Source organism: Sulfurimonas indica, from assembly GCF_009192995.1.
In the GTDB taxonomy this organism is placed as follows: Bacteria; Campylobacterota; Campylobacteria; order Campylobacterales; family Sulfurimonadaceae; genus Sulfurimonas; species Sulfurimonas indica.
This window is the reverse complement of sequence record NZ_SDID01000011.1, coordinates 1-19696: the sequence shown is the minus strand read 5'-3', so window position 1 is coordinate 19696 and position 19696 is coordinate 1. Positions and strand designations below refer to the sequence as shown.

The window sequence follows — 19696 nt, the reverse complement described above, 5'->3', positions numbered from 1 at the left end:
TATTAGCTAAAGAGTGCTTCAAGTGCATCTACTCCATCTTTTTTCTCTTCAATCTCACCATTTTCATTGGTTGTTTCATCACTCTCTATAAGCTCTATCTGCATGCCTGTAAGCATAGATGCAAGACGGATGTTGATGCCGCTTTTTCCGATTGCTTTACTTTTTTGGTCAGATGGAAGTGTAATGATCGCTTTTTCATTCTCACCTTCTTCATTTTTGACAATCTCTACGTGAGAGATGATAGCCGGACTCATGACACGTGAGACAAAAAGCTCAGGAATGTTCGTGTACTCGATACAGTCGATATTTTCACCGATAAGTTCTGCACTTACAGAGTTGATACGTACACCTTTTACACCAACAGTAGCACCAACAGCATCAACTTGTGGATGTGTTGAGAGTACTGCTACTTTTGCTCTCTCACCCGGAATGCGAGCTGATTTTTCGATGATAACAGTACCATCTGCGATTTCAGGTACTTCAAGCTCTAAAAGTGCTTCTAAGAACTTCGGTGATGTACGTGAGAGCTCGATTGAGATGCCATGCTCTTTGTCCATATTTACACGGCGAACAACCGCTTTGATATGATCACCCACTTCAAAAATTTCACCTTTGATACGGCTTTTCATCGGTAATACTGCACGAATCTCATCGACTTCGATGTACGTTGCATTTTGTGCATCGACACGTGTCACACGCCCGCTTACAAGTGTGCCTACTTTTGATTTGTACTTGTTATAGACTTCATCTTCTACAAGTCTTTGGATGTGATACTCGATCTCACGGTGAAGTCCTGATGCCGCAGTTCTTCCATAATCTTCGAGGTCATGATCAATTTGGAGTTGGTCACCCAGCTCTACTTGATCATCATACTCTCTGGCATCAGTGATTGAGATATATGCAGGTGCACTCTCTTCATCTTGCAGTCTCTCATCATCATCTGCAACAACTGTAATAGTTTGAACGATTTTTATATTTTTTGACTCTTCATCTACCACTGCTTCAAAAGCAAAGTTTGGATCGATGACTCTTTTTGCGGTCTGGATAAATGCAGTCTTTAAAGCTTCTAAAACTTTTTCCGGCTGGAGCCCTTTTTCATGACCGATTGCTTCTGCAATGTCTAATATTTTTTCCATAGTTATTTCCTTAAATTTTAAGAAATCTTTCTAACAATGATAATTCTTTGGGGGATTTCTTATTGAAGTAAGGTATTATACTTAAATTCTGCTAAAAACATCTTTAATCAGCTTTTTAGTAGAATTTAAGTATAATGCAAAACTTTTAAAATAATGCAAAGGAAACTACCTAGATGGATTTAAAATTAGCTAGAACAGATTTAGATGCGAAACCAAAAAAGATTGATTTGGCAAAGATTGAAGAGAAAGTTGCAAAAGAAGAGAGTGTGATTTTTTACTTCGACAGAGAAAATTCTCACAAAGATTTACTTGCACTGCAAGATCACTTTGAAGAGCAGGGTAAAAGTTTTTACATGAGTGAAGTGAAGTACGGATTGTCAGATAATGACTATATGTACCAAGTTCACATAATGAGCTAAGACGGAATATCTATGAGTAAAAAACTTTTTATTGAGACACTCGGCTGTGCGATGAACTCACGTGACAGTGAGCATATGATAGCAGCGCTCAAAGAGAAAGAGGGCTATGAAACAACAGATGATATGAAGAGTGCCGATCTGATTTTGATTAACACTTGTTCAGTCCGTGAAAAACCTGTTGCAAAGCTTTTTTCGGAACTCGGTGTGTTTAATAAAAAGAAGAAAGAGGGTGCAAAGATAGGTGTATGCGGTTGTACTGCTTCACACCTTGGTGATGAGATCATTAAACGTGCTCCTTATGTCAGTTTTGTATTGGGTGCCCGTAATGTTTCAAAGATTACAGAAGTACTGCATAAAGAGAGAGCTGTTGAAGTTGACATCAACTATGATGAGAGTGAATTTGCTTTTGATGATTTTAGAACATCACCCTATAAAGCCTACATCAATATCTCCATAGGCTGCGACAAACAGTGTACCTTCTGTATCGTTCCAAAGACGCGTGGTGAAGAGATCTCCATCCCGGATGAATTAATCGTGCGAGAAGCGCAGCGTGCAGTTGACAATGGTGCAAAAGAGATATTTTTACTCGGGCAAAATGTCAACAATTATGGTCGTAGATTCTCTTCAAGTGAGCATGAAAAGGTAAATTTTACAGAGCTCCTTCGCCGTCTTTCAAAGATAGAAGGGCTTCGCCGTATCCGCTTTACTTCTCCACACCCTTTTCATATGGATGACGAGTTCATCGAAGAGTTTTCGAGCAATCCGAAGATATGTAAGTCGATGCATATGCCACTGCAGAGTGGAAGTACAAAAGTACTTAAAGATATGAAACGCGGCTACTCTAAAGAGTGGTTTTTAAACCGTGTAGAGAAGCTGCGTTCTCACTGCCCTGAGGTAAGTATATCTACCGATATCATCGTTGCATTTCCCGGAGAGAGCCAAGAAGATTTTGCCGAGACGATTGATGTGATGAAACAGGTGAAGTTCGATCAGATATTCTCCTTTAAATACTCCGCGCGTCCTGAAACAGAAGCACAGCATTTTAGTGATGTTGTAGATCCGGAAGTGGCATCTGAGAGACTTTCGTACCTGCAGACACTCTATACAGAGCTGCTTGATGAAAAGAGCCAAAAACAGATGGGTAAAACCTATGAAGTCTATTTTGAAGAGCTTAATGCAGATGGATATGTCTCAGGAAGAACAGATAACAACCTTGTTGTCAAAGTAAAAGGTTCAGAAGAGTTGCTTGGTGAGTTTAGAGATGTGAAAATCACAAAGATTGGACGAACGATTTATACAGGTGAGATTCTTGCTTAAAAAGTTCAGCCGCTCTTTGGCTCTACTTCTTGTCCCTTTCATCGGCTCTTTGGTCATTCGTTTTTTATATCTTACAAACAAAAAAAATTTTCATGCGCCAGAATCTATAACAGATGAGCCTGTTATCTTCGCCTGTTGGCATGGAGAGCTTTTAATGCTTCCTTACCTTTACAAGTACTATCGTAAGAAACCGCATGCAAAGGTACTTATCTCTCCACATTTTGACGGAGAGCTTATCTCCCGCACTATCAAATACTTTGGGCTTGGAACACTTGCAGGCTCATCTGATAAAAATCCGGCACGTGTACTTATTCAGGCTATCAAGACCATTAAAGAGGGGTATGATATAGGCATTACTCCTGATGGTCCTAAAGGACCTCGCCATGAAGTAGCTGACGGTATCATTGTGATGGCACAGAAAACAAAAGCCAAAATTGTTCTTGTCGAGATAAAGCCGACAAAGTTTTGGCAGCTAAATTCATGGGATAAGTTTACAATTCCCAAACCTTTTGGTATACTTAACTATTATGCAAGTCCTGAGATAGACATCAGTGGCATGGAACTTGAATCTGCACGGAAATTGCTCAAAGAGGGGTTACTCAAACATGAATGCTAAAATATTCTTTCCTTTTGTCGCTCTTGGTCTTATAATAGTAATGGTTGTCTATTTTTTGATTAATCCTTCGTATGAAAAATCCTTAGAAGCAAAATACTACTATGAAACAGGAGAGTATCAAAAAGCATACGAACTTGCAAATGAAGCCTTTAGTATAGATGTTTACAATCGTATGGCATCAACGATTATGGCACAGTCTAAGACATCTATGAAGTATAAAAAGTATGTGGACCAGGCAAAAGAGTATCTGCGTGAGATAAATACCATAGCATCCAAGCAGAGTATATCAGATGCTGACAGAGCAAAGATAAAACTTATGAGTGAGATAATGGTGGACTCGTATGTGAAACTTGCTCCTAGTGTGATTACAGATGAGGCTTTGGTAAAAGAAGCAGCGACTTACTACAAAAACTTCGAGCAACTCCTTGAAAAAGTCAATAGATAAGAAAAGAGCGGCTTTTTTAGATTATTTACAAAAACAGCGAGGGTATTCCAAGCTCACTGTTAAAAGCTACTCAGAAACTTTAGAAGAAGCATTTAAGCACATCGAAATCATTGATGAAAAAAAACATCTGCTTTTTAATCTGATGCCGTATCGCATTCACATCGCTTCACTGAATGCAAAAACAATCTCAAAAAAACTCAGTGCTATAAGAAGTTTTGTCAAGTATCTTAATGATAACGGTATGCAGGTACTGTTGCGTGCCGATGAGAGTATAAAAGTAGCAAAAACTCTGCCAAAACCGGTGTCACACGAGCATATTATGGAGGCATTAGAGAAGGCAGAACTGCAGGAAAAACTTGTTGTTTTGATGCTCTACACTTTAGGACTGCGTATCTCTGAACTAGCAACTCTGAAAGTAGAAGATATCAATGGTGAGTGGATTCGTATTATTGGAAAAGGTAATAAAGAGAGAGATATTCCACTTCTTGAGAGTGTAAAGAAATTAATTGATGAATATTTGTCAGTTTTTATGGTAAAAAAATATCTTTTTGAAAAAAATGGCGAAAGATTAAGCGAAAATAGTCTAAGATATATGATAACTAAAGTCTTTGGTCGTGTAGCCTTGAGCGTAACACCACATCAACTTCGTCACTCCTATGCTTCATCACTGCTAAACAGTGGTGCGCCGATTGTCGATGTTAGTGAGTTGTTAGGTCACTCTTCTATGGCTACAACACAAATATATACGAAATTAGGTAGTGCATTGAAACAACAAAATTATGACAAAGCACATCCCCTCTGTAAGGATGAAAAGTAGTGCTTGCTAAAATTTTTGAAGCTTTATATCTGAAAGTTTTTGTCAATATTATTGTCAAGCGTGCATCAACTGTTGTCTATATAGAGTTGTATTCCAAAAAGGGTAGTGCTGATAATATTCATGCAGAGTTTGAGACTACACAACTCGATGAAAAACTTTTAGAGTTTATTCAAAGCTACGTCAGAGAGTCACCTTACTATTACATCGCTCTTTTAGACTACTCCAGCTTACAAGGTGCTTTACCGACGTGCTCAAAAAATCGACTGCCATACTATTATGATCTGAGTAATTGTGAATATAAGTGTTATAATGGAAAGTGGACCTACTATACATCAAAATCAGAACTGTATGAGATAGAAAAAACCTATAAAGAGACAGGAGTAGATTTTATCTTCTCTCCATTTGTCGTACTTGCCAATTTTTTCAAAGATAAGATAAGTGGAAATTTAGCACTCTATGCACTTATACAGGACAGCTTTATCTCCATAGCTGTTTTTGAGAATTCAAAACTGCTGTATGCTGAGCATATGGATATGCAGACAACTAGTGAAGTGGATGATATTCTTTTGACAAATGATATTGAAGATGAAGAAGTTCTGGACCTTGAGATGGATAGTGGCATTGACTTGGAAAATATTGATGTTGATGATACTGGGGAGGTCCTGGAAGATTTAAGTGATATAGAGGATTTAGATGCGATTGAAGAGATTGAAGAGTTTGATGAATCTAAGGACGTTGAAGAGGAGTTCTTAGAAAGTGATGATGTTTTACAAGAGGCTGATGACGGAAGTTTTAATGAGGACTATCAGCGTTTTTCACTTATTCAGACATCTGTCGCTCATTTTTATAAAGATGAAAAGTATGAGAGCACTTTTTTAGAAAATATGTATATCGCAGATGCGGTTGGCGTGAGCAGTGACTTGAAAAAGTATCTTGAAGAAGAGATGTTTTTAAATGTCTACATCAGACATACAGAGATAGATACGGAAATATGTGAACTTGTAAAAGAGGAGCTTGGTTTATGAAATACAGCTACATAAAACCACGTAAAAAGACCCCTTTTACTACGGATGTACAGCTTATTGTTACATTTTTTTCAATTACCATCATTATGCTACTATCAACATATGCATTTTTACTCTTTAAAGATTACTCTTTTGTCAATGAGAGAGAGACTTTGGTACAAAACCGCATAGATTTGGAAAAAAACATAGAAGATATGGATAGTAAAATTGCCTATATTAAAAAGCAAAAAGCACTCTCAGAAAAAGTCTTTACACAAAATATGGTGCTCAAAGACTCGATTGCCAATCTTTTTGATCTCGTACCTGAGCGTATAACACTCTCACGTGCAGAGCTTTTACAAAACGGTCTGATTTTGTATGGTGTAACGCCGAATAAAGATGTATATAACTTTATGTTGCAAGCACCACTGCGCTCGATTTTTCAGAAGACATATACAAGTTTTTATCCGACAGATAGTGGTTGGTTGCATTTTGTCTCAACAAACTATATCAATGAAGATGAAAGCGAGGAGTTAAACAGTGAAGATTAATATATCGCGTCATCAGATCTATATACTGCTTCTGTCTTTCTTTCTTTTTCTGTTTGTCTTGATTTTTTCTTTTGGACTTTTGATACCGGAAGGTCAGGAGTATCGCCTCAAACGAACAGCACTGAAAAAAGAGCTCAAAGAGTACAATCAGTATCAAGTTTTTCATAATGAGACTTTGGAAACACTTAAAGAGTTGCAGAGCAAAAACAGAAATATCATTACAGCATTTGACAGACCTTTTTCACCAGAACGTTTTGAGAAGCAACATAAGTCACACTTTTCATCGCTGACGATCTCTAAGATCCAAAGAGCAAAAGATGAAGAGGGTTTTAGTGTTTATGAAGTCAATACTACTTCACATATCTCTTCACCGACAAACTTCTATGACTTTTTAGATGCACTGAACAAAGGCGACTGGATAATCGGTGTCAATTTTCCTATTAAATTTGTGCGTGACGGGGAGATGATAAAATCATCTTTTACAATGAAGGTCTATGCCAATAATAAAGACAAGAACTCTTCTGCTTCTGTATCTTCTGCCAAATAGCCTCTGAGCTTTGGTTCTATCTTTAAGAGACGCATGCTCTCTTTAAATGCTTTTGTCAGATTTTTTGCTTCTTGGTAGGGTGCGATACAGATATACTCTGCTACTTGTGTGACAATATATTTTCGTCCCACGATAACACTCTCTTCCTCTTTTAAGAGTTTTCTCTCTTCGTTTGTTATGATATGGCCGATGGATTTGAGATATTTGTCAATATGATAAATATCACAACGTTTATCCTGATGCCTGAAGCAGGCGAGCTGATTGATTTTTTTTATTTCAGTCTCTTGTATAAGTTGCCCTCTGTCTTCATCAAGATAGGAGAAACTTTTTTTAATGCCTGAGAGATATTTCTCTAAAAGTGGTTGTGCGTGAGCTTTTCGAAAGTAGTTTCGACTATATTTTTCATCTCTGTTACTTTCATCTTCAAAATAGTGTAGATTGTTCTCTTTTAGATACACAAGCAGCTCCTGCTTTTCAAGGTGCAGGAGTGGACGGATCAGTCTGTAATGCTCACGCAGCTCAATCTCCCGCATACCACTAAGCTCTACACAGCCGGCACCTTTACAAAACTGCATCAAAAACCACTCAAACCTGTCTCCTAAATGGTGGGCAGTCAGAAGATTGTCATAGTTATGTGAGTTAATAAGCTCTTCAAAAAACGAGTAGCGTATCTCACGTGCCTTTGCTTCAAAATTACTATCAATTTTAGCAGCAGTTTGAACATGACACTCTATATTGTATTTTTTAGCTAACTCTTGGGCATAAGCAATTTCTTCTTTACTTTGCTCACGCAGACCATAATCAACAATGGCGATATCAAAAGGAATCTTGTTTTCTTGCAGGATAAAAAATAGAGCTGTAGAGTCAACTCCAGCCGAGAAGGCTAGAAGGTTTTTCGAAGTTTCTAAGAGTGCTTTAGTCGTCTTTTTTAGCATTATCTACGGTTGCTGTTAAGATATTACCGACAAGTTCTGTGATTTTTGCTTCGTACGCTTTTCCAAACTCAAGCTCACTTGCATCATCTGTACGGTCATTGACATAGATCTCCCCATCGATCTCCGGAGCCCAGCGAAGTTCACGTGCCGAGAGTAAGAACTCATGTTCATCACTCTCACCATCAATGACAATCTCACGTGTTTTTCCAACTTCTGCTTGAAGTGATTTCTGTGCAGACTCAGCTGCGATATCACCTAAGATTTGAGCACGTTTTGCCTTTGTCTCATCATCAATCTTCTCTTCCATAGCATAGGCAGAAGTTGTCTCTTCATCAGAATAAGAAAAGACATTGATTCTGTCAAAACCAAAAGAGCTCGCAAAGTCACACATCTCTTCAAACATCACATCACTCTCATGGGGATGTCCAACGATAAAGCTTGTACGTACAAAAGAGTTTGGAAGAGAGCGCATGAAGTTGAGCAGCTCAAGCGTCTTTTCTTTGCCAAAACCACGCTTCATAATGCGTAGCATATCGTCATTGATGTGTTGAATCGGCATATCGAAGTAGTTTTGAAAAACTTTGCTTTTTGCAATGTTTTGTAAAAGTTTTATAGTTGTTGTTGAAGGGTAGAGGTAAAGAATTCGTGCACTTTTTACTCCTTCAATCAGCTCAATTCTCTGGATGAGCAAAGAGAGACCGTCTGTTACATTCTGGTCACGCAGGTAAGAGCTTGAATCTTGGCTTACAAATGAAAAGTCCCAATACCCTTTTTTCACAAGCTCTTCAACCTCACGTGCAATGGAATCCAGGTCACGAGAGTGCAGTTTGCCTTTAAAAGAAGGAATAGCACAAAAAGAACATGTCTGATTGCACCCCTCTGAGAGTTTAATATAGGCATGATATGTTGACCCCGTCACTACACGCTCTGCACCGTCAATAAGATAGACCTCTTCTGAAAAACGGCTCTTTTTCTCGACCAAAAGTTCATCGATTTTGTCGTAATCTCCAACCCCTGTAAAGATATCTACTTCAGGAATCTGCTCCATCAATTCATCTTGATAACGCTCAGATAGGCATCCCGCCATTACAAGAAGAGAATCTTCTTTACGAGTTTCATGCAGAGATAGCACAGTATTTAGAGATTCCTCTTTTGCTGCATCGATAAAACCACAGGTATTGACAATGATAACATCTGCATCTTCATTATTGTCTGTCAGTTCAAAGTTTTGGAGTTTTCCCATCATCACTTCGGTATCAACAAGATTTTTCGTACATCCAAGTGAGACGATATGGAGTTTGTTAGCCATTTTTCTTCTTTTTTAATTATTTGTGCAATTATATCGTATAATCTCTTTATGAAAAACTATGATGTACTTATTTTAGGTGCAGGTGCCAGTGGGCTTATGTGTGCTGGAAATCTGCCAAAACGACTCTCTGTCGGCATAATTGATGTCAATACAAAAGTGGCAAGAAAAGTAAAAATATCGGGTGGTGGCAAGTGTAATATCACAAATACGCATGTTAGTGTCAATAATTTTGATGCCCAGCAGCAGTTTTTAGAGAGACTTTTAAAAAAGTTCTCTCGAGATGATCTGCTTGACTTTTTAGAGAGAGGACGTATTGAGCTAGAGCTTCGAAAAGGAAGATACTACTTTTGTAAAAAAAGCTCTGATGAGATCATTAATCTTCTGCTGCGTCATGCAAAGTATGCAGAGATAATTTTAAATGAAAAGATTTTAGAGGTAAAAAAGAGCGGAGATAGTTTTGAAGTTCTTACAGACAGGGGTGTTAAAAGAGCGAAAAAAGTAGTAGTCGCAACTGGAGGAGAGAGTTTTAAAAATATAGGTGCGAGTGATATCGGCCTTAAAATTGCAAAAGATTTCGATATCAATGTTCAAAGATTTGAACCGGCTTTAGTAGGTCTGACACTGCAAAAAGAGCAGTTTTGGATGAAAGCACTCAGTGGACTCTCCTGTTTTGTGGAGATAAAAGTAGCAGATAGAGTTCTACGTGAGGAGATGCTCTTTGCACATAAAGGTATAAGTGGACCGGCGGTTTTGTCTACTTCACTTTATTGGAAAAAAGGGGATATCAGTATAAATTTCTTAGTAGATAAAGATATAATCTCTTTAATAAAAAAGGGTGGAAAGAAACTTGTATCATCTGTCATTCCTTTGCCAAAGAGATTGTCTAAAGCACTCTTAGAAGCCATAGAGTTTAAGGATAAAGAGTGCAGTAAAGTTCAAAGTGAAGAACTTGTAAAGCTCACGCAACTTCATAACTATACTTTTGCACCTGCGGGAAACTTTGGTTTTTCTAAAGCTGAGGTGAGTCGTGGAGGTGTTGTTACAGATGAACTGGACATTGAAACATTAGAAGCAAAAAAAGTCAAAGGGCTTTATTTTATAGGTGAAGTTGTCGATATAACGGGAGAGCTTGGTGGTTATAACTTCCAATGGGCGTTTTGTAGTGCCTATGTTTGTGCAAAAGCAATAAAATAGGTATAATAAATAAAATTAAAAAAAGGAAATCTACATGAAAAATAGATTGACTAAAGCAGCTTTAGCTTTAACTTTACTAAGTATACCAGCACTATCAATGGCGGATGAATATAATTCACTTTTTGGTATAGAAGGTGGATATAGCAATATTAATGTTGAAACTGCAGGTGCTGGAAGCGTAAAGATTCAAAAAAATGGATTTGGTAATGTAGGGCTTAAACTTGGTGCTGAATCTGAAAATTTTAGAATTTTTTTGAGTGCAAGATATTATGATGCAAAAGACTTCAACAAATTAAATACAATTGGTGGAGAGTTCCAATACAAGTTTAATTTTACAAAGCGTGCTAACTTTTTCTTGGGTGCAAATGCAGGAAAAGCATATATGAAAGTTGCTACAAATGGTACACAGCCTTCGGTAGATACAAGTACAGGATATCTTGGAGCAGATGCTGGCTTTAATATCCATGCGACAGAGCTGATAGATCTGGAAGTAGGTGCTAGATATATGAGTCTTGATAAAAAAGTAACACAGGGTGCATATACATATGATTTCAGTTCATTAACAACTGCATATGCAAGTATCATCCTTAAATGGCAGATGGATTAATTAATTATTTTTCATAATGAGTGTAAACATTGCACCTTTTGCAATGTTTTGCACATGTAATTTTGCAGACATTTTCTCTGCAATCTGCTTACTCATATAAAGACCTATCCCACTTCCTTTTCCTTCTGGTTTTGATGTTACATTTGCTTCAAAAATATGTGGTAGAATCTTCTTGGGAATACCTCCTGCATTGTCACGAAATTCAATAATTGTTTCATCTTCATTTTGTGTTACAGTAATAGAAATTTTTCTCTCTTTTATATCGTTTTCTATAAAAGCATCTTTTGAGTTGCTAATAAGATTGAGTAAGATGTGTTTAAACTCATTTTTTATTACTTTTATTGAGATCTCTGGATCGCAGTGAACAGAAAGTATGATGGAGTCTTTCATAAGTTCATCTTTTACAAGAAGTTCTACTGATGCTATAAGATCACGCAGCTTTACCTTTTCTGGCTCTTTGTCCGGCCTGAAAAAAGAGCGAAATTCACTGAGTGTTGTCAAGAGATGGTTTATCTGAATATCCATATCCTTTTTATACTGCTTGAGATATTTATCGGACACGAAGCCGTCTTTTTCTTCTAAAATAAGAAGTTCATTGAGCATCGTAATGGCATTGAGCGGTTGTTTCCACTGGTGAGCAACTGCATCCATCATCTCTCCAAGAACTGCATGTTTTGCTTGTTGTACGAGCATCTCTTGATTCTCTTTTTCAAGTTTTATTCTTCGTCGTATTTCTCGTTTAAGTCTCAGTGTCCAAAGTAAAACAGCGGTAACTATTAAAAAAGATATAATGGCTACCTGCCAAATCATTTTATAGTCAATTTTCTCTACATATTTATGTGTAATCCAATTACTGAGAATCGCTTGCTTTGTCGGCTCATCAAGAGAGTCAAATGCTTTATTTAAAATTCCCACGAGAGGTTTGTCTTTTGGATTGATTGCAAATCCAACCTGTGTAGTAAATTCGGTTTTTCCGACTATCTGTACATTGGAGAGTTGCATTGCATGAATAGCGTAGGAACCAAGAGCCATAGTTACAAGCATAACATCATATTTTCCAGTGGCTATGGCTTCAAGTCCTTCTTGAATATTTCTGACTTTATAAAAGTGGATGTTTTTATATTTCTCTTCAATCTTGTGGACATAACCATAATCTTTTATCATGACTATTTTTTTATCTCTCAACTGTTCGATATTGTCGATGTAAGAGCTTCGTGTACGCATGATAATGACAATGGAGTTTGATAAGAACGCTTTTGTAAAGAGATAGTTTTTGCGGAGGTAAGAGTCTGTTGTCTCCGTTAGCATATCAACTTTTCCACTTTTGAGCATTTCAAGTGACTCGTTCCATGATGTAGATGGAAGTACTTTGAACTTGAGACCGGTATTGGCCTCTATTACATTGAGACCATCAGAAATAATACCAATATATTCGCCCTTTTGTGTAAAAGCTTCAAAAGGCAACCAATCCGGGTCACCGGTATGTTTTATCATCTTGTGTTGTTCTAACCAAGTCTTTTCTTTATCGTTGAGCTGTAAAGAAATGGATGAAAAGAGTGTTGTAGAAAAGAGAGCACAAAGAACAAGCCAATGAAAAATGTGCATACCTATACCTTTTTGTTTTTTATATCATAACATAGTTTTGTTACCTGCTTTGTTATTGACTATAAAAAGCTATAATTTTATCAATGAAAAAAGATATAAATTTTGAAGTGGTTTCACCCTACGAGCCAGCAGGTGATCAGCCACAAGCCATAGAAAAACTAAGTCAAAGTATCCTTGATGGGAATCGTTACCAGACACTTGAAGGTGTAACAGGCTCTGGTAAAACACATACGATGGCGCGTGTCATTGAAAAAACGAAACTGCCAACCATTATTATGACGCATAATAAAACACTCGCAGCACAGCTTTACTCTGAGTTTCGTCAGTTCTTTCCAAACAATCATGTGGAGTATTTTGTCTCCTACTATGACTACTATCAGCCTGAAGCTTACATTCCACGTCAGGATCTTTTCATTGAAAAAGATTCAGCTATCAATGATGAACTGGAGCGTCTGAGACTCTCAGCTACGGCGAACCTGCTTAGCTACGATGATGTTATTGTCATTGCTTCAGTTTCTGCAAACTATGGTTTGGGAGATCCCCAGGAGTATCAAAGTATGGTACAGTCTGTAGCAGTCGGTGATGAGATAGGACAGAAAAAACTACTGCTTCGACTTGTAGAGATGGGTTACTCACGAAATGATAGTTATTTTGACAGTGGGCACATCCGTGTCAATGGTGAGAGCATTGATATCTATCCGCCATATTTTGAACAAGAGGCGATTCGTATAGAGTTTTTTGGGGATGAGATAGAAGCGATTTATACCTTTGATGTGATAGATAATAAACGACTTGAAGATCATAAAAAGTTCACTATCTACTCAACAAGTCAGTTTACCGTCTCAAAAGAGAAGATGGCAGTAGCAATCAAACGTATAGAAGATGAACTTGATGAGCGGCTTGCATATTTTCAAAAAGAGGGAAAACTTGTAGAATATCAGCGTCTCAAGCAACGTGTTGAGTTTGACTTAGAGATGCTCCAAACTACGGGAATGTGTAAAGGGATTGAGAACTATTCCAGACTGTTAACCAACAAAAAGCCGGGAGAGGCTCCTTTTACACTACTGGATTATTTTGAAGTGCGACATAAAGATTATCTGATAATTGTTGATGAGTCGCACGTATCATTGCCACAGTTTCGCGGGATGTATGCAGGAGACAGAGCTAGAAAAGAGGTACTTGTTGATTATGGCTTTCGTCTGCCTTCAGCACTTGATAACCGTCCTTTAAAACTTGAAGAGTACATCGAAAAAGCACCACATTATCTTTTTGTCTCTGCTACACCAAATGAGTATGAGTTAGAGAGAAGCGCTGTAAAAGCAGAGCAGATTATTCGTCCGACCGGACTGCTTGATCCTATCATTGAAGTAAAACCTGTAGATAATCAGGTTGAAGACATCCATGATGAGATCAAAAAGATAGTTGCAAAAGATGAGCGGGTACTTTTAACGGTGCTGACCAAAAAGATGGCAGAGGCTTTGACAAAATACTTGGCAGATTTAGGCATCAAAGTGCAGTATATGCACTCAGATATCGATACCATAGAGAGAAATCAAATCATACGAGCTTTACGTCAGGGAGAGTTTGATGTGCTTATTGGAATTAACCTTCTGCGTGAGGGTTTGGATATTCCGGAAGTGAGTTTAGTTGGGATTTTAGATGCGGATAAAGAGGGCTTTTTGCGGAGTGAAACAGCACTGATTCAGACTATTGGACGAGCTGCAAGAAATGAGAATGGTCGGGTGATTTTGTATGCAAACAAGATGACGGGCTCAATGGAGCGTGCTATTGAGATAACGAAAAAGCGTCGAGAATTACAAGAAGCATTTAATAAAGAGCATGGTATTATGCCTAAGACAACGAAACGTACACTTGATGAAAATCTGAAGATTGAAGATGCAGGCGGACTCTATGAAAAACATAAAAAAATGGATAAAATGCCGGCATCAGAGAAAAAGGCACTTGTAAAAGAGTTGTCATTAAAGATGAAAGCAGCAGCCAAGGAGCTTAATTTTGAAGAGGCAGCACGACTTCGTGATGAAATAAAAAAAATAAAAAAACTGTAAAAGAGCAGATTGAAAAATAAGGATATAACAGGAATGGAAGATACATTTAGCAACTTGGTAACCTACGGATATATAGGTCTTTTTATCTACTCACTTGGTGGTGGATTTATCGGGCTTGTGGCTGCCGGAGTGCTTAGTTTTATGGGAAAGATGGATTTAACAACTTCAATAGCTATCGCATTTGCCGGTAACGCTCTGGGAGATATCATGCTTTTTTGGCTGACACGTTATCAGAAATCTATGATGATGAAAGGGCTGCGTAAACACAGAAGAAAGTTGGCACTTTCGCATATGTTGATGAAAAAACATGGTGACTGGGTGATTTTTATTCAGAAGTTTATCTATGGTTTGAAAACTGTAGTACCGATTGCCATTGCACTTACAAAGTATGACTTTAAAAAGTTTGCGATTTTAAATGTTTTTGCAGCAGCTATTTGGGCGCTTGCTTTTGGGCTTTCTAGTTACTATTTTGGAGCGGCTCTGAAGTCTTTTGCTATTTATATCAGTGAAAACAAATGGCTTGCACCTGTGATTTTACTTGTAATCGGTGGGAGTGTTTGGTTTTATTTGGAAAAAGCTACGAAGAAAAAGGTGAAAAAGTAAGGGTAAACCAGAGAAAATTATTTCTCTAGTTTTGGTCCTGCTGCTGAGAAGTCAAATTCACTCTCTGCATCTTGGTATTTTTTGAAGTTTTCTATAAACATCTTTGCAAGTTTGTCACGTGTTGCATCAAACTCTTCTTTGTCTTCCCATGCATTACGTGGGTTAAGGATGTCTGGATCGATATCTCCGAGTGTTTTTGGTACATGAAGACCAAATGTTTTTGTAGTGCCAAACTCACTCTCTTTGATAGTTCCATCAAGGATTGCATTGATACAAGCACGTGTATCTTTTATACTCATACGCTTACCAACACCATATCTTCCACCGGTCCATCCTGTGTTTACAAGGTAGACACTTACATCATGCTTGTCAATCTTTTCACCTAAAAGTTTTGCATAAACTGTTGGATGCAGTGGTAAGAAAGCCTCTCCAAAACATGCTGAGAACGTTGCAACAGGTTCTGTGATTCCGCGCTCTGTTCCTGCTACTTTTGCAGTATATCCACTTAAGAAGTAGTACATTGCCTGCTCACGTGTAAGTTTAGATACCGGTGGCAGTACACCGAAAGCATCTGCCGTTAAGAAGATAATGTTTTGTGGATGACCTGCCATAAGGTCTTCTTTATGATTCTCAATATGCCCGATTGGATAAGATACACGAGTATTTTCAGTTTTAGAACCATCCTCGTAATCTACTTCACCGTCATCATCCATAACAACATTTTCTAGTAGGGCACCTTTTTTAATCGCTCCATAGATTTCAGGCTCACTTTTTCCATCTAGGTTGATGACTTTTGCATAACATCCACCCTCGAAGTTAAATACCCCATGGTTATCCCAACCATGCTCATCATCACCGATAAGTGCACGGTTCGGGTCAGTAGAGAGTGTTGTTTTTCCTGTTCCGCTAAGACCAAAGAAAAGAGCTGTATCACCCTCTTTACCAACGTTCGCAGAACAGTGCATAGCAAGTTTACCTTCTAATGGTAGCCAGTAGTTCATCATAGAGAAGATACCTTTTTTCATCTCTCCGCCGTACCAAGTACCACCGATGATAGCCATGTTGTTTTCAATGTCAAACATTACAAAGACTTCAGAGTGAAGACCATGTTCTTTCCACTTTTTATCTACTGCTTTACAAGCATTAAGTACTGTAAAGTCTGATTTAAACACTTCAAGTTCTGCTTCTGTTGGACGGATAAACATATTTTTTACAAAGTGTGATTGCCATGCAATTTCTGAAATAAAGCGGATCGATCTTTTTGATGCAGGAGATGAACCACAAAATACATCTGTTACATAGAGATCCTTTCCAGAGAGTTGATTACGAGCTACATCTAAAAGCTCATTGAATACTTCTTCACTTACTTTTTGGTTAACATCACCCCATGCGATATATTTGTTTGAAGGATCGCGGTAAACAAAATATTTGTCTTTTGGACTTCTTCCTGTAAAGATTCCCGTGTCAACTGCTGTTGCACCTTTTTTAGTAAGTTTTACTTCACCATTGTCTAGTTCATGTTGAATCAACTCGTCATAACTAAGATTATGAAAAACCTTACCGACATTTTTAATTCCAATATCTTCTAATTCTGTTACATTCATGTTTTACCTTCGGGGTAATATTTATATGGATACTTTCAAGCATCTTCTTATGAGTGAAATTATACTACGTCTATACCTAAATTAAAAGTAAAATTTTGAGAATATTGCAATATTTTTCAAAAGAAAATAGTCATTGAAAAAATCTTTAAAAAAGAAAATTACTTTAAGGAATTTGTGCTAGAATTTCACTCATTAAACAATGTTCGGGTAGCTCAGGGGTAGAGCACTTCGTTGACATCGAAGTGGTCGGAGGTTCAAATCCTCTCTCGAACACCATAATTTACAGATGCCAAAGATTTTGGGTATTCTCTCTCCAAGCATAACTTCTCAGCATAATTCGTGATCGTTTCACTCTCTATTTTTTTTGCAGTGGAAAAATCTCTTTTACCATACATCTCTTTATCTAAAATATTTAAATCAATCAGTTTTTTTGTGATGGCATCAGCCATAGTAAGAATGGAAGATGCCTTGACAATTTCACAACGTGCATATCGTTCTCCTTCAAAGGAAACTTCTGAAGCTCGAAGTGTAGCATCATCACCCGGAATTTGCTGTGCTCCATAAAGAGGTTTGGAAGCGACTTTTGATGCTTTAAAAGCCGGCATAAATTTTGAGATATGCTCAATTGCCCGTGTTGTTCGCTCTTTTGTCACAGAAAATTTCCAGCCTTTATCAATCTTTTCTATAAACTTAGATTCGAGTTTTGGTTGTGCACTGAGTTTTGAGCTTTTTGCCAAACCATCTTCAAAGAGTGTGATCTCTTTTGTCATTCCATGGAGCTGAAAATAACCGTTTGGATAAGGGGTAAACTGTGCCATGCCGTTTGGAGTACCTCTTTTCCCATAGAAGATGATTTCCGGCCAGACTGTTTCATTTGTCTCCCATTTTGTAACATAAGCCGCTTTAAATTCAACCAGACGTTCTCTTTTGATACCAAGCATATCATCAATAACACCACTCTGAAATCCTGCAGCATTGATAAGATAATCAAAGCGTTCATTTTCGATAATAAATGAGTCTTTCTTTTTGATGATTTCTTTTACAAAAGTGTTTGTTTTAAGCGTAACATTCTCTTTTTTCTGTAGTGCTAATGAGCTGTTTGCCGCAATACGAAAAACATTAAGCCCATACTCCTGTACCAATATCAGAGGAAATTTTATCTTTGTTAAATCAAGGTTTTTGGCAATGGGAATAAGCCAGTCATCCAACGTTTCAGGATGCTTTTTAACTGTTTCTTCTCTTAGTTTTTCAACTTCTTCTTTACCAAAGAGCTTATAGTACTCTTCACTCTCTCCAAGGACTTTATTACTTTCATCTTTTTGTATAAGAGATGCATACTCCTTTTGGAGTTTCTCAAGCCTTGAAAAAAGCTCACATGGTTCTCCTGTATCTGTTGTGGGTATGGCAATAACAGTAGGACGAAAATCGATTGCGTGAGGATAAAATCTCAAAAGCTCTATGGATTGTTTGAGCAATTTTATGCACTGTGCATCATCTATCTCTCTATAGAGATTACCTCCCGCGTGAAGATGACACATTGGAGGGCCGCTTACAAGTGAACTGTTTTTTTCAAAAAGTGTAATCTCAAGAGGAAACTCGCTAAGGTAAAGTGCAACGGAAGCACCGGCAATTCCTCCTCCAATAATGGCAATTTTTGCTTTGTTCTCTTTTGACATTGTTATTTCTCTAAAAGTGTTGTCAAATCTGCAAATGTATCAATAACAGCGGAGGGGTGATAAGTGCGGATATCTTCACCGTAATTATATCCATAGCTCACGGCAATACTTTCAACTCCCGCATTTTTTGCAGCTAAAATATCATTTTTTGAATCACCTATCATAAGAGTTCGCTCCTTGGCAACTGCTAACTTTTCACAAATATGTAAAAGAGGAAGTGGTGATGGTTTTTTCTCTGGCAGTGAATCTCCACCAAGTAATAGTTCAAAGAGCCCTGAAAGACCAAGTCTTTCTAAAATTGGTTCGATAAAATCATAGGGTTTATTGGTCACAATTGTGAGTCTGTATCCATCTGCTTTTAATTTTTGCAGTGTTTGTGCCACGCCATCATACATAACTGTTTTATTACAAAGCATCTCTTTATACAAAGAGAGAAAAAGAGAGAGGGCTTGAGTAAATTCTGTATCTTCTTGAAAATCGGATATGTCATTTTTCCCTAAGAGAGCTCTTTTTACTAAAGTTTGTGCACCATTTCCTACCCAATAACGTATAGTATCTTCCTCAAAAGGTTCTTTGTTTATCTGTGTAAGCATTTTATTGAGTGCATCAGCCAAGTCCGGTACACTGTCTATCAAAGTACCGTCAAAATCAAAAATGAGTAATTCTTTATCTGTAAATTTCATAAGTTGATTATAACACAGGAGATAATTTATTTATGATTATTATTAGTTAGTATTATGAAAGTTTAAGAGGAAGTTAAAATATTTGGTGGAGACGTCCGGGATCGAACCGGAGTCCTAGAGCCAACTATCTGCGGCGTCTACATGCTTAGAAAGGTTGTTTATTCTTATCTTGCTTCACACAACCTGCAAAGCTACACAAGACCAGTCTCTTTTATTCGTCATGAGCTGAGACAGACTCATGATATATCTAAATAAAGGGTTATACTTCTTCATTCTCTTTGAGAAAATCCTGCTTATTTAGAATCCACAGGTGAAGCAGCCCGTCCTCTTTAAGAGGGGGTAAAACTTAAGCTACTGCTAAAGCTGGGCGATAATTTGTATTGTTTGCATTTATTGCAAGATGAGCCGTGTAACGGAGTTGCTCAGTCCGACATGCAACCGCAGACGATTGACTCCAGTCGAAGCCATGTCGTCCCCAAAATAACTACAATTATGTAGCAAAAGAATTATATCAAAGATTATGTTTAGTTTGTTAATATTTTAAGATTTGATATAGGTAAAA

The 19696-nt window shown here is 37.6% G+C and carries 19 protein-coding genes, 1 tRNA gene and 1 other RNA gene; 13 read left to right on the top strand and 8 right to left on the bottom strand.

Features of this window, described 5'->3' with window-relative positions; genetic code table 11:
* Positions 1 to 2: 2 nt before the first annotated feature.
* The gene (gene nusA / locus ES948_RS06730) at positions 3 to 1136 is read right to left on the bottom strand and encodes a transcription termination factor NusA (RefSeq protein WP_152184186.1); all 1134 of its coding nucleotides are present in this window, start codon (positions 1134 to 1136) and stop codon (positions 3 to 5) included.
* A 173-nt stretch (positions 1137 to 1309) separates the two neighbouring features.
* Between nusA and ES948_RS06725 the strand changes: the two genes are divergently transcribed.
* The 8 genes from ES948_RS06725 to ES948_RS06690 are packed head-to-tail and all read left to right on the top strand — an operon-like array spanning position 1310 to position 6852.
* Complete coding sequence (locus tag ES948_RS06725) at positions 1310 to 1555, top strand: HP0268 family nuclease (RefSeq protein WP_152184185.1); 246 nt, start codon at positions 1310 to 1312, stop codon at positions 1553 to 1555.
* A 12-nt stretch (positions 1556 to 1567) separates the two neighbouring features.
* On the top strand, positions 1568 to 2872 hold the full coding sequence (miaB, locus tag ES948_RS06720; protein WP_152184184.1) for a tRNA (N6-isopentenyl adenosine(37)-C2)-methylthiotransferase MiaB: 1305 nt from the start codon (positions 1568 to 1570) through the stop codon (positions 2870 to 2872).
* A complete protein-coding gene (locus ES948_RS06715) occupies positions 2865 to 3488 on the top strand; it encodes a lysophospholipid acyltransferase family protein (RefSeq protein WP_152184183.1) in 624 nt (207 codons plus the stop codon). Before miaB ends, ES948_RS06715 begins: the two co-directional genes overlap by 8 nt.
* Entirely contained in the window at positions 3478 to 3933 is a 456-nt protein-coding gene (locus ES948_RS06710) for a hypothetical protein (protein ID WP_152184182.1), read from the top strand. The genes ES948_RS06715 and ES948_RS06710 overlap by 11 nt, the downstream gene beginning before the upstream one ends.
* Entirely contained in the window at positions 3914 to 4750 is an 837-nt protein-coding gene (locus ES948_RS06705; protein ID WP_152184181.1) for a tyrosine-type recombinase/integrase, read from the top strand. Before ES948_RS06710 ends, ES948_RS06705 begins: the two co-directional genes overlap by 20 nt.
* Positions 4750 to 5775, top strand: a complete 1026-nt coding sequence (locus tag ES948_RS06700; RefSeq protein WP_152184180.1) for a hypothetical protein — start codon at positions 4750 to 4752, stop codon at positions 5773 to 5775. Before ES948_RS06705 ends, ES948_RS06700 begins: the two co-directional genes overlap by 1 nt.
* Positions 5772 to 6305 (top strand): hypothetical protein, encoded by a 534-nt coding sequence (locus ES948_RS06695; RefSeq protein WP_152184179.1) that lies wholly within the window; start codon positions 5772 to 5774, stop codon positions 6303 to 6305. Before ES948_RS06700 ends, ES948_RS06695 begins: the two co-directional genes overlap by 4 nt.
* Positions 6295 to 6852 (top strand): hypothetical protein, encoded by a 558-nt coding sequence (locus ES948_RS06690; protein ID WP_152184178.1) that lies wholly within the window; start codon positions 6295 to 6297, stop codon positions 6850 to 6852. The genes ES948_RS06695 and ES948_RS06690 overlap by 11 nt, the downstream gene beginning before the upstream one ends.
* On the opposite strand, the gene tilS is transcribed toward ES948_RS06690, so the two are convergent.
* Together tilS and rimO are read right to left on the bottom strand one after the other, a co-directional pair.
* The gene (gene tilS, locus ES948_RS06685; protein WP_152184177.1) at positions 6798 to 7787 is read right to left on the bottom strand and encodes a tRNA lysidine(34) synthetase TilS; all 990 of its coding nucleotides are present in this window, start codon (positions 7785 to 7787) and stop codon (positions 6798 to 6800) included. The genes ES948_RS06690 and tilS overlap by 55 nt on opposite strands.
* Positions 7768 to 9096, bottom strand: coding sequence for a 30S ribosomal protein S12 methylthiotransferase RimO (rimO, locus tag ES948_RS06680; RefSeq protein ID WP_152184176.1), 1329 nt, complete (start codon positions 9094 to 9096; stop codon positions 7768 to 7770). Before rimO ends, tilS begins: the two co-directional genes overlap by 20 nt.
* A gap of 48 nt (positions 9097 to 9144) precedes the next feature.
* Between rimO and ES948_RS06675 the strand changes: the two genes are divergently transcribed.
* Together ES948_RS06675 and ES948_RS06670 are read left to right on the top strand one after the other, a co-directional pair.
* The gene (locus ES948_RS06675) at positions 9145 to 10290 is read left to right on the top strand and encodes a BaiN/RdsA family NAD(P)/FAD-dependent oxidoreductase (RefSeq protein WP_152184175.1); all 1146 of its coding nucleotides are present in this window, start codon (positions 9145 to 9147) and stop codon (positions 10288 to 10290) included.
* A gap of 34 nt (positions 10291 to 10324) precedes the next feature.
* Positions 10325 to 10897, top strand: coding sequence for an outer membrane beta-barrel protein (locus tag ES948_RS06670; RefSeq protein ID WP_152184174.1), 573 nt, complete (start codon positions 10325 to 10327; stop codon positions 10895 to 10897).
* Here ES948_RS06670 and ES948_RS06665 read toward each other — a convergent pair whose 3' ends face one another.
* Complete coding sequence (locus ES948_RS06665; RefSeq protein ID WP_152184173.1) at positions 10898 to 12502, bottom strand: ATP-binding protein; 1605 nt, start codon at positions 12500 to 12502, stop codon at positions 10898 to 10900. It abuts the gene before it with no gap.
* A gap of 83 nt (positions 12503 to 12585) precedes the next feature.
* Between ES948_RS06665 and uvrB the strand changes: the two genes are divergently transcribed.
* Positions 12586 to 14568, top strand: a complete 1983-nt coding sequence (gene uvrB, locus ES948_RS06660) for an excinuclease ABC subunit UvrB (protein WP_152184172.1) — start codon at positions 12586 to 12588, stop codon at positions 14566 to 14568.
* A gap of 33 nt (positions 14569 to 14601) precedes the next feature.
* Positions 14602 to 15171 (top strand): DedA family protein, encoded by a 570-nt coding sequence (locus ES948_RS06655; RefSeq protein WP_152184234.1) that lies wholly within the window; start codon positions 14602 to 14604, stop codon positions 15169 to 15171.
* 17 nt (positions 15172 to 15188) lie between these two features.
* Here the strand turns inward: ES948_RS06655 and pckA are convergent, their stop codons facing one another.
* A complete protein-coding gene (gene pckA / locus ES948_RS06650) occupies positions 15189 to 16775 on the bottom strand; it encodes a phosphoenolpyruvate carboxykinase (ATP) (protein WP_152184171.1) in 1587 nt (528 codons plus the stop codon).
* 201 nt (positions 16776 to 16976) lie between these two features.
* Here pckA and ES948_RS06645 point away from each other — a divergent pair.
* Positions 16977 to 17051: transfer RNA gene (locus ES948_RS06645), tRNA-Val, on the top strand.
* Here ES948_RS06645 and ES948_RS06640 read toward each other — a convergent pair.
* The 3 genes from ES948_RS06640 to ssrA all read right to left on the bottom strand — a co-directional run bounded on the left by ES948_RS06640 (position 17030) and on the right by ssrA (position 19611).
* Positions 17030 to 18451, bottom strand: coding sequence for an FAD-dependent oxidoreductase (locus tag ES948_RS06640; RefSeq protein ID WP_152184170.1), 1422 nt, complete (start codon positions 18449 to 18451; stop codon positions 17030 to 17032). The genes ES948_RS06645 and ES948_RS06640 overlap by 22 nt on opposite strands.
* A 2-nt stretch (positions 18452 to 18453) precedes the next feature.
* A complete protein-coding gene (locus ES948_RS06635) occupies positions 18454 to 19134 on the bottom strand; it encodes a phosphoglycolate phosphatase (protein WP_152184169.1) in 681 nt (226 codons plus the stop codon).
* An 83-nt stretch (positions 19135 to 19217) separates the two neighbouring features.
* Positions 19218 to 19611, bottom strand: a transfer-messenger RNA (tmRNA) gene (gene ssrA / locus ES948_RS06630).
* Positions 19612 to 19696 lie beyond the last annotated feature (85 nt).

What these genes read in the sequence shown, in the direction of transcription:
- ES948_RS06710 (WP_152184182.1), top strand. Translation starts at nt 3,478, where the DNA reads ATGAATGCTAAAATATTCTTTCCTTTTGTCGCTCTTGGTCTTATAATA.
- ES948_RS06665 (WP_152184173.1), bottom strand. Translation starts at nt 12,502, where the DNA reads ATGCACATTTTTCATTGGCTTGTTCTTTGTGCTCTCTTTTCTACAACA.
- ES948_RS06640 (WP_152184170.1), bottom strand. Translation starts at nt 18,451, where the DNA reads ATGTCAAAAGAGAACAAAGCAAAAATTGCCATTATTGGAGGAGGAATT.
- ES948_RS06655 (WP_152184234.1), top strand. Translation starts at nt 14,602, where the DNA reads ATGGAAGATACATTTAGCAACTTGGTAACCTACGGATATATAGGTCTT.
- uvrB (WP_152184172.1), top strand. Translation starts at nt 12,586, where the DNA reads ATGAAAAAAGATATAAATTTTGAAGTGGTTTCACCCTACGAGCCAGCA.
- ES948_RS06695 (WP_152184179.1), top strand. Translation starts at nt 5,772, where the DNA reads ATGAAATACAGCTACATAAAACCACGTAAAAAGACCCCTTTTACTACG.
- miaB (WP_152184184.1), top strand. Translation starts at nt 1,568, where the DNA reads ATGAGTAAAAAACTTTTTATTGAGACACTCGGCTGTGCGATGAACTCA.
- ES948_RS06635 (WP_152184169.1), bottom strand. Translation starts at nt 19,134, where the DNA reads ATGAAATTTACAGATAAAGAATTACTCATTTTTGATTTTGACGGTACT.
- ES948_RS06670 (WP_152184174.1), top strand. Translation starts at nt 10,325, where the DNA reads ATGAAAAATAGATTGACTAAAGCAGCTTTAGCTTTAACTTTACTAAGT.
- rimO (WP_152184176.1), bottom strand. Translation starts at nt 9,096, where the DNA reads ATGGCTAACAAACTCCATATCGTCTCACTTGGATGTACGAAAAATCTT.
- ES948_RS06725 (WP_152184185.1), top strand. Translation starts at nt 1,310, where the DNA reads ATGGATTTAAAATTAGCTAGAACAGATTTAGATGCGAAACCAAAAAAG.
- pckA (WP_152184171.1), bottom strand. Translation starts at nt 16,775, where the DNA reads ATGAATGTAACAGAATTAGAAGATATTGGAATTAAAAATGTCGGTAAG.
- ES948_RS06675 (WP_152184175.1), top strand. Translation starts at nt 9,145, where the DNA reads ATGAAAAACTATGATGTACTTATTTTAGGTGCAGGTGCCAGTGGGCTT.
- tilS (WP_152184177.1), bottom strand. Translation starts at nt 7,787, where the DNA reads ATGCTAAAAAAGACGACTAAAGCACTCTTAGAAACTTCGAAAAACCTT.
- nusA (WP_152184186.1), bottom strand. Translation starts at nt 1,136, where the DNA reads ATGGAAAAAATATTAGACATTGCAGAAGCAATCGGTCATGAAAAAGGG.